The following is a 7,571-nucleotide window of genomic DNA, read 5'->3' on the forward strand; positions in this document are numbered from 1 at the left end:
GGTTGCTTTGATGCTCTCGTCATCGCCCAGCAGCAGTTCGGCACCCGGTTTAGGTGCTTTAGAGGCGCGAATATGTGCCAGAATACGTTTATCATCGAGCATACGTTCGACCAGCACTTCAATCTTACCGCCGCTAGCTTTACGGCCAAACAGACGCGCCGGGATCACGCGGGTATTATTAAACACCAGCAGATCGCCTGGGTTGAGCTTGTCGAGCAAATCGGTGAACGTGCCGTGCGTCAGCTCGCCCGTTGGCCCATCCAGTGACAGTAAGCGACAACTGCTGCGCTCAGGCATGGGATAGTGAGCAATCAGGGATTCAGGTAGTTCAAAGGAGAAATCGGCGACGCGCATGACGTATACTCGTGACTTAAAAACAGGCGGCATAGTCTAGTGCTCACACCCTCTTGCTGCAACAACTAGCCGCTTCTGGAAAAATAAAACGCATGAATTTTCTCGCTCATCTGCATCTCGCTCATCTCGCTGACAGCTCTCTTTCCGGCAATTTGCTGGCCGATTTTGTGCGCGGCAACCCCGCAGAGGACTATTGCCCGGAGGTTGTCGACGGTATTTTTATGCATCGCCGCATCGATGTGCTAACCGATAACCTGCCCGAGGTAACGGAGGCCAAAACGTGGTTTCGCCCAGAAACGCGCCGTGTTGCGCCGATCACGCTCGACGTGATGTGGGATCATTTCCTGTCGCTCCACTGGTCACAGCTGTCCCCGGACATGCCTCTACCGGCGTTCGTGCGCTATGCCCATCAGCAGGTGTCGGTTATTCTGCCCGATTCGCCGCCGCGTTTTGTCAATCTGAACAACTATCTGTGGTCGGAAAAGTGGCTGGAGCGTTATCGCGATATGGATTTTATTCAGAATGTGTTGAACGGAATGGCGAGTCGCCGACCACGTCTGGATGCGCTTCGCGATTCCTGGTATGACCTGGACAACCATTATGATGCCCTGGAAGCGCGCTTCTGGCGGTTTTATCCACGCATGATGGAACAAGCCAGGCAGAAAACGCTCTGATACCCGAAGTTCAGTCGACCGGATAAGGCAAAGCCGCCTCCCGACGATTTGCCCGGTGGCGCTTTCGCTTACCGGATCCCCTGAGAATATTGATAGGTAAAAGCTCACTGAACGATTGCCAGTGCCTCTTTGTCTTATTCGCCTTCACCTTCTATACTGGCCCGCGTTGCGTTCCAAAAACCCTTAACTTTGCAGGAGAATAATATGGTACTGGTGACTCGTCAGGCTCCGGATTTCACAGCAGCTGCGGTACTCGGTAGCGGTGAGATTGTTGAGAACTTCAATTTCAAACAGCACACCAACGGCAAAACGACCGTTCTGTTCTTCTGGCCAATGGATTTCACCTTCGTTTGCCCGTCTGAACTGATCGCGTTCGACAAACGTTATGAAGAATTCCAGAAGCGCGGCGTTGAAGTGGTTGGCGTTTCTTTTGACTCTGAATTCGTCCACAACGCATGGCGTAACACCCCTGTCGACAAAGGCGGCATCGGTGCAGTGAAATACGCAATGGTTGCTGACGTTAAGCGTGAAATCCAGAAAGCCTATGGCATCGAACATCCGGAAGCGGGCGTTGCGCTGCGTGGTTCTTTCCTGATCGACGCAAATGGCGTGGTTCGCCACCAGGTGGTTAACGACCTGCCGCTGGGTCGTAACATCGACGAAATGCTGCGTATGGTTGACGCGCTGCAGTTCCACGAAGAGCACGGTGAAGTTTGCCCGGCACAGTGGGAAAAAGGCAAAGAAGGTATGAACGCCTCTCCGGACGGCGTTGCAAAATACCTGACCGAAAACGTCTCCAGCCTGTAATCGGCATGAATTCACGAAAAGGCTCGCTACGGCGAGCCTTTTTTGTTTCTGACCGCCTGGCCCTACCATCACGCAACACCTTTTTAACGCATCGCCATACAAATATTGATGTCATCAATGAGTAGGATCGCCCTCGAGCCTGATTTTTGCTAACTCGTTCAAACTTTGTGAAAAAAACGCCCCATTATTTGTGATAAAAATCGCATTTCTTCATTTTAAATTCAGACATTTGACTGCTTATCTTTCCTTTCTATTTATTCCACGCCAAAAAGGTAAACTCTAACGCATTGATATAAAACAAAATAAAAAATAAAACGCTTGTCGACAAAATAACGCCAACATTCCCCTGATGTGATCGGCTTCAACATTTAAAAATCCATATGTGATCTGGCCCATAATTTTTGTTGCTATATTTGGCCATGATCATGTTCAGGAATATGAACGCATTAAGGATCGGATGATGGACATTATTTTTAACCCTGGACTGATTACGCTTAAGCAGAATATTTCCAGCCCCGAGCAGGCTATCGAACTGGCTGGCTCGTTACTGGTCCGACAAAATATTTGTCGCCCGGAATATGTCAGTGAAATGGTTAAGGTCTACCGGGATTTCGGCTCCGCTATTGTTATCGACTATGGCCTGGCGATGCCCCATGCCCGGCCAGAAAAAGGCGCATTGCTGACCGGATTTTCTTTAGTCACCAGTCAACAACCAATTGCCTTTGGCCATGAGGAATTTGATCCGGTTAACGTCATCATCGCCATTGCAGGCGCGGATGCCGATAGCCATATCAAAATGATCCAGCTGATCGCCTCATTGATTGAGTCCGATATCGTGACCTTTCTTCAGCAGGAAAATGACATTCATTCAGTATTACATTTCATCCAAAAACAAATGGAGTAGTCATTATGTTAGTTATCAGAACGGTTTGTGGTAACGGTATTGGCAGTTCATTAATGGCTGCGAATAATGTCAAAAAAATATGTGATGAATTAGGCATCAAAGCCGACGTTGCTTCCGTTGATTTCGCTAATGCCGTAGGAGAAAAAGCCGATCTTTATGTCACGATTAAAGAGCTGGCAAACCAGTTTCCTGCGCATTGTAACGTCGCCATTATTCGCAGCTACGTGCATAAAGCGAAAATTGCTGAAGATATTACCGAAGCACTTACCAAAATTGCTGCAACTCACTCTTAATCATTATTGAGGGAACGATCATGCAGGCTATTCTTAGTTTCTTATCAGAAATATTTAGCCAACCCGCATTCCTGATGGGGATTATCGCCTTTGTCGGTTTAGTGGCGCTGCGCTCTCCTGGGAATAAATTGCTCACCGGTACCTTAAAACCTATTTTAGGGTATTTAATGTTAAGCGCAGGTGCTGGCGTTATCGTTGCCAACCTGAACCCGCTTGGTGGAATTATCGAAGCCGGATTTAATATTCGCGGCGTAATCCCTAACAACGAGGCCATTGTTTCCGTCGCACAGAAGGTGCTGGGTGTGGAAACCATGAGTATTTTGCTGTTAGGTTTTATTTTTAACCTCATTATTGCTCGCTGTACCAAATACAAATATATCTTTCTGACCGGCCACCACTCGTTCTTTCTGGCGTGCCTGTTTTCGGCGGTTCTCCAGGCCGCGGAATTCCGCGGCTGGATGTTGGTTTTAATTGGCGGATTCTTGCTCGGCTCATGGTCGGCCATTTCTCCGGCAATCGGCCAGCGTTATACCAAACAGGTGACCGAAGACGGCGGTATCGCGATGGGACACTTTGGCTCCCTGGGCTATTACATCTCAGCCTGGATCGCCACCAAAACCGGTAACCCGGCCAACTCATTCGCCGATACTGAAATCTCAGAAAAGTGGGGTTTTCTGCGCGATACCACGGTCACAACCGGGATTGTGATGTTCATTATCTACTTTGTATGCAGCGCCGTCGCTGGCACTGAATATCTCCGTACGATAACGGATCAGAACATGTTGATCTTCTCTATTCTTACCGGTCTGCAGTTTGCGGTTGGCGTCGCCATCGTCTACAACGGCGTGCGGCTGATCCTCGGCGATCTGGTTCCGGCATTCCAGGGGATTAGCCAGAAGCTGATTCCTGACTCGATCCCTGCTGTTGACTGCGCGGTCTTCTTCACCTTCAGCCCAACGGCAGTCGTCGTAGGCTTTATCAGCTCATTTGTTGGCGGTCTGGTCGGTATGCTCATGTTGGGCGGACTGGGAATGGCGCTGATTATTCCGGGCATGGTACCGCACTTCTTCTGTGGCGGGACTTCCGGGGTATTCGCCGACAAGCTTGGCGGTAAACGCGGCTGCATCATCGCCTCCTTTATCGGCGGCATATTCCTTGCTTTCCTGCCAGCCATGCTGCTTCCGGCATTGGGGAACCTGGGCTTTGAAAACAGCACCTTCGCTGACTTCGATTTCGCAGTGTGGGGAATTATTATCGGTAACGCCTTCACCCAGTTTGGTCAGATCACTATCTATCTGATTTGTCTGGCGCTTATCGTCGCGCTGCTGGTGCCATTCTGCTTCCGTTCGGTTCGCGTAGTCGGTGACACGCTCAGCTATGAGGAGCTCACTGCGGATAAGAAAAATGAATAAGCCGTTTCATTTTTCCCTGCGGGAAGGGATGTCTTCCCGCAGCTGACAAAATAATCAGGAGTTGTTATGGCTATCTTGTCCATCGGGTTTTCATGTTTTGATCAGTTTTTCTTTTTGAACGAATGGCCGCAGGAAAATACCAAAAATTTCTGCCATGACTTTATTGAAAGTGGCGGCGGCCCGGCAGCAAATGCGGCGTGGTTACTGGGATTATGGGGTGAAGATGTTTATTACATTGGCCATCTGAACCAGGACCTTTACGGTCAGCGTATTATTGATGAGTTTGCCCAAGCGGGTGTCGATACCAGTCAGGTCGTGTTCTCTGATGAAATGATCACACCGCTGGCATCGGTGCTGGTAAACCGCTTAACGGGGTCGCGGACGATAATTACCCGTAAAATGCAAACGCCACCTTCGCTGACTTATGACCAGAAGCTCAAGCTTGATGATTTGGCTGAACGGTTGATTGCGTCAGACGAGCCCGTAACGCTATTAATTGATGGTCATGAAGCCGAAATCAGTGAATATTTAATTAAGAAACTGCCATCGGCACGGGTGGTCATGGACGGCGGTTCATTACGTGACAGTAATATTAAACTAGCGGCCTGGACCGATTATTTTGTGGTCAGCGAGCATTTTGCCCGTGACTATATGGGATATCGTGCCCTGAGTACCGAGGCGGAAATTAAAGCAGCGTTAATTGAGTTAAATAAAATTTGCCGTGGGGAAGCCTTTATTACCCTTGGGGAAAAAGGCTGCGCGCTATTTAAAAATGGTATGCTGCAAATTGTGCCTGCCTGGCTGTGCAATGCCGTTGATACCACCGGCGCAGGAGATGTATTCCACGGCGCCTTTACTTACGGCGTTCATTACTCATGGCATATTGATAATATCATTTTATTTGCCAGCCTGACTGCCGCCATTTCCATAGAGAAAAAAGGTGTCCGCGAATCTATGCCGGACCTTGCCGTTGTCCACAACTCGTTAAATAGCTACGAAAGAAACTTAAAGCAATATTTTGGCGAGTAATTGCTTTTAATGAATATCAAGAGGTGATTATGTTAGTTTCTATGAAGGACATGCTTCGGCATGCCCTACGGGACGGTTATGCCGTAGGACAATTCAATATCAATAATCTGGAATGGGTCGGTGCGGTATTAAGCACCGGACAACAGCTACGCTCTCCGGTTATTTTAGGCGTTTCCGGCGGTACGGTTAAACATATGCTGGGATTAAAATGTATTCATGACATCGTGGTGAATGCGATGGATTATTTAAACATTGATATTCCGGTCGCACTGCACCTGGATCATGGGACCACTCGTGAAGCCTGCGAAGCGGCTATCGACGCCGGATTCAGTTCTATTATGTTTGATGGTTCGCACCTGCCGTTTAACGAGAACCTGGCCATTACCCGTCATCTGGTTGAACTGGCCCACAGCAAAGGCATTTCGGTTGAGGCTGAGCTGGGCACCATCGCCGGCAGTGAAGATGGTATTGTCAATTCCGAGGTTATCTACGCCGACCCACAGGAGTGCTATACCCTGGTCAAAGAAACCCAGGTCGATTGCCTGGCGGCAGCGCTGGGTTCAACCCATGGACTGTATAAAGGCAAAGCTAAACTAGGGTTTACGGAGATGAAAACCATTTCCGAGCTGGTGAAAGTCCCCCTGGTATTGCACGGCGGCACCGGTATTGCAGACGATGACATGCGTAAAGCCATTGCCTGCGGGACGGCAAAAATTAACGTCAATACCGAAAACATGTACGCCTGGTGCCAGGAAGTGAAAGCGATATTTGCTGCCGATACCGGTCACGACGTCAATGACCCGCGGAAAGTGATCAACCAGGGGCTAAAACCGGTACGCGAGATGATTGCGCGGCGCATCGAACTGTTTGGCTCGCAAAACCGCTATTAGAAACGTTTGGCCTCATCGTGTGACGCCATCTCAGGGAAAACCCGCCGCCGGTCAACGCCGGGGCGGGCGATATCGTGCTGACGGCGAGCCTTTTTATCGCTTACTGCGTCCCATCCTTTTTGACTTCCCGCCAGATACGCCAGGCCATTAGCGCCAGAATGGCAACACCCAGTATCAGCGCCGCCCACACCAGCACCGTTTTCCACTGGCTTTGTTGCTCAGCAGCCGATGTTGCCGTCAGTCGCGCCTCGCCGCCGAGGGCGACCTCATTCTGCGGCGTGGCCCGTGGCAGAGAGTCCAGCTCCTGCGTTTTACGTAGCGACACTGGAATCAACAGATCAAGACCGATATCCGCTTTTTGCGCCGCCCGGTTGCCCCAGGCCAGCATGTAAGGCCCTTTCCCCTGGGTATTAAATACCAGTTGATAGCTGTCGCGCGCGCCGCTCAACGCAGGCAGTCTCTCCGGCAGGCGAGCGTTGATGGTCGTCATCCGAACGGCGTCAACCAGCCCACCGGAAAGACGAATATCCTCCGAACGCTTGCCGTTCAGGCGATAAAGCACGGTTTTCGTCAGTGGCTGCCAGGGCGCTTTTTCAGCGCTACGCCACGCCAGCTCTACCGGTAAAACGCCTTCATCATCCAGAACGATGCTGAGCGAAGTCAGCGGCTGCGGCTGTGTCCAGCGCCAGATCGCTTCGTCATCAGACACCTTCTCCTCTTGCGCGCCGATATCGATTCGTGCGGATTCCGGCGCGCTGTTTTCGGCAATGGCGGTCACGCTGTTTAACGTCAGCGCCGGGCTTTGCGAATCGAGGATCACCAACAGATAACGATTCCCATCGGCAGAAAGTCTCAGACTGGCGCTGATGGTATCCATTTTCAGCCGATCGTTATCACGCGTCAGCGCCAGCAGCGGCGCCTCTTCCTGTACGGACCGCCAGTAGCGTAAATCACGACTGGCATAGACCGACGCTTTCCCCTGCCAGTTGCCCGTCGGGGTCTCCCAGTTCAGACGCAGTTGCTCCAGGAAAAAGTCGTCTTTCATCTCCTCCGGCAGCATCAGTAAATAGCTCTGCCCGACCGTTTTAACGTCATCACTTTCCAGATGAATTTCAATGCCGGTCTTCGAGCGTAAGACAAAAGATTCCCCGCTACGTCTCCCCTCCTCACGCGGCGGGACGGGCGACATATCCAGAGGGTAGAGTCTC

The 7,571-nt window shown here is 50.7% G+C and carries 9 protein-coding genes; 7 read left to right on the top strand and 2 right to left on the bottom strand.

All coding sequences use genetic code 11. The features are described from left to right. Window positions 1–354 (bottom strand): S-adenosylmethionine:tRNA ribosyltransferase-isomerase (locus AB7E14_RS17230; RefSeq protein WP_428169714.1); only part of this gene is annotated, 354 nt, incomplete at its 3' end. 92 nt (window positions 355–446) lie between these two features. Between AB7E14_RS17230 and acpH the strand changes: the two genes are divergently transcribed. From acpH to fba, 7 genes are all read left to right on the top strand, one after another. Then, a complete protein-coding gene (gene acpH / locus AB7E14_RS17235; protein WP_216081751.1) occupies window positions 447–1,028 on the top strand; it encodes an ACP phosphodiesterase in 582 nt (193 codons plus the stop codon). A gap of 204 nt (window positions 1,029–1,232) precedes the next feature. Further along, window positions 1,233–1,835, top strand: coding sequence for a peroxiredoxin (locus tag AB7E14_RS17240; RefSeq protein ID WP_043001608.1), 603 nt, complete (start codon window positions 1,233–1,235; stop codon window positions 1,833–1,835). A 460-nt stretch (window positions 1,836–2,295) separates the two neighbouring features. Beyond that, window positions 2,296–2,739 carry a PTS sugar transporter subunit IIA gene (locus AB7E14_RS17245; protein ID WP_044268241.1) on the top strand — a complete coding sequence of 148 codons (444 nt, stop codon included), beginning with the start codon at window positions 2,296–2,298 and terminating at the stop codon, window positions 2,737–2,739. 5 nt (window positions 2,740–2,744) lie between these two features. Continuing rightward, window positions 2,745–3,032, top strand: coding sequence for a PTS sugar transporter subunit IIB (locus AB7E14_RS17250; RefSeq protein ID WP_004099415.1), 288 nt, complete (start codon window positions 2,745–2,747; stop codon window positions 3,030–3,032). A gap of 20 nt (window positions 3,033–3,052) precedes the next feature. Beyond that, the gene (locus AB7E14_RS17255) at window positions 3,053–4,444 is read left to right on the top strand and encodes a PTS ascorbate transporter subunit IIC (protein WP_044258993.1); all 1,392 of its coding nucleotides are present in this window, start codon (window positions 3,053–3,055) and stop codon (window positions 4,442–4,444) included. A gap of 66 nt (window positions 4,445–4,510) precedes the next feature. After that, window positions 4,511–5,473 (top strand): carbohydrate kinase family protein, encoded by a 963-nt coding sequence (locus tag AB7E14_RS17260; protein ID WP_316961958.1) that lies wholly within the window; start codon window positions 4,511–4,513, stop codon window positions 5,471–5,473. A 29-nt stretch (window positions 5,474–5,502) separates the two neighbouring features. Beyond that, window positions 5,503–6,363 (top strand): class II fructose-1,6-bisphosphate aldolase, encoded by an 861-nt coding sequence (gene fba / locus AB7E14_RS17265; protein WP_044327308.1) that lies wholly within the window; start codon window positions 5,503–5,505, stop codon window positions 6,361–6,363. A gap of 100 nt (window positions 6,364–6,463) precedes the next feature. On the opposite strand, the gene AB7E14_RS17270 is transcribed toward fba, so the two are convergent. Continuing rightward, window positions 6,464–7,571: DUF3999 family protein (locus tag AB7E14_RS17270; protein WP_428169715.1), on the bottom strand; the 1,108-nt coding region annotated here is incomplete at its 5' end.

Source organism: Citrobacter sp., from assembly GCF_050252275.1.
Lineage (GTDB): Bacteria > Pseudomonadota > Gammaproteobacteria > Enterobacterales > Enterobacteriaceae > Citrobacter_A > Citrobacter_A amalonaticus.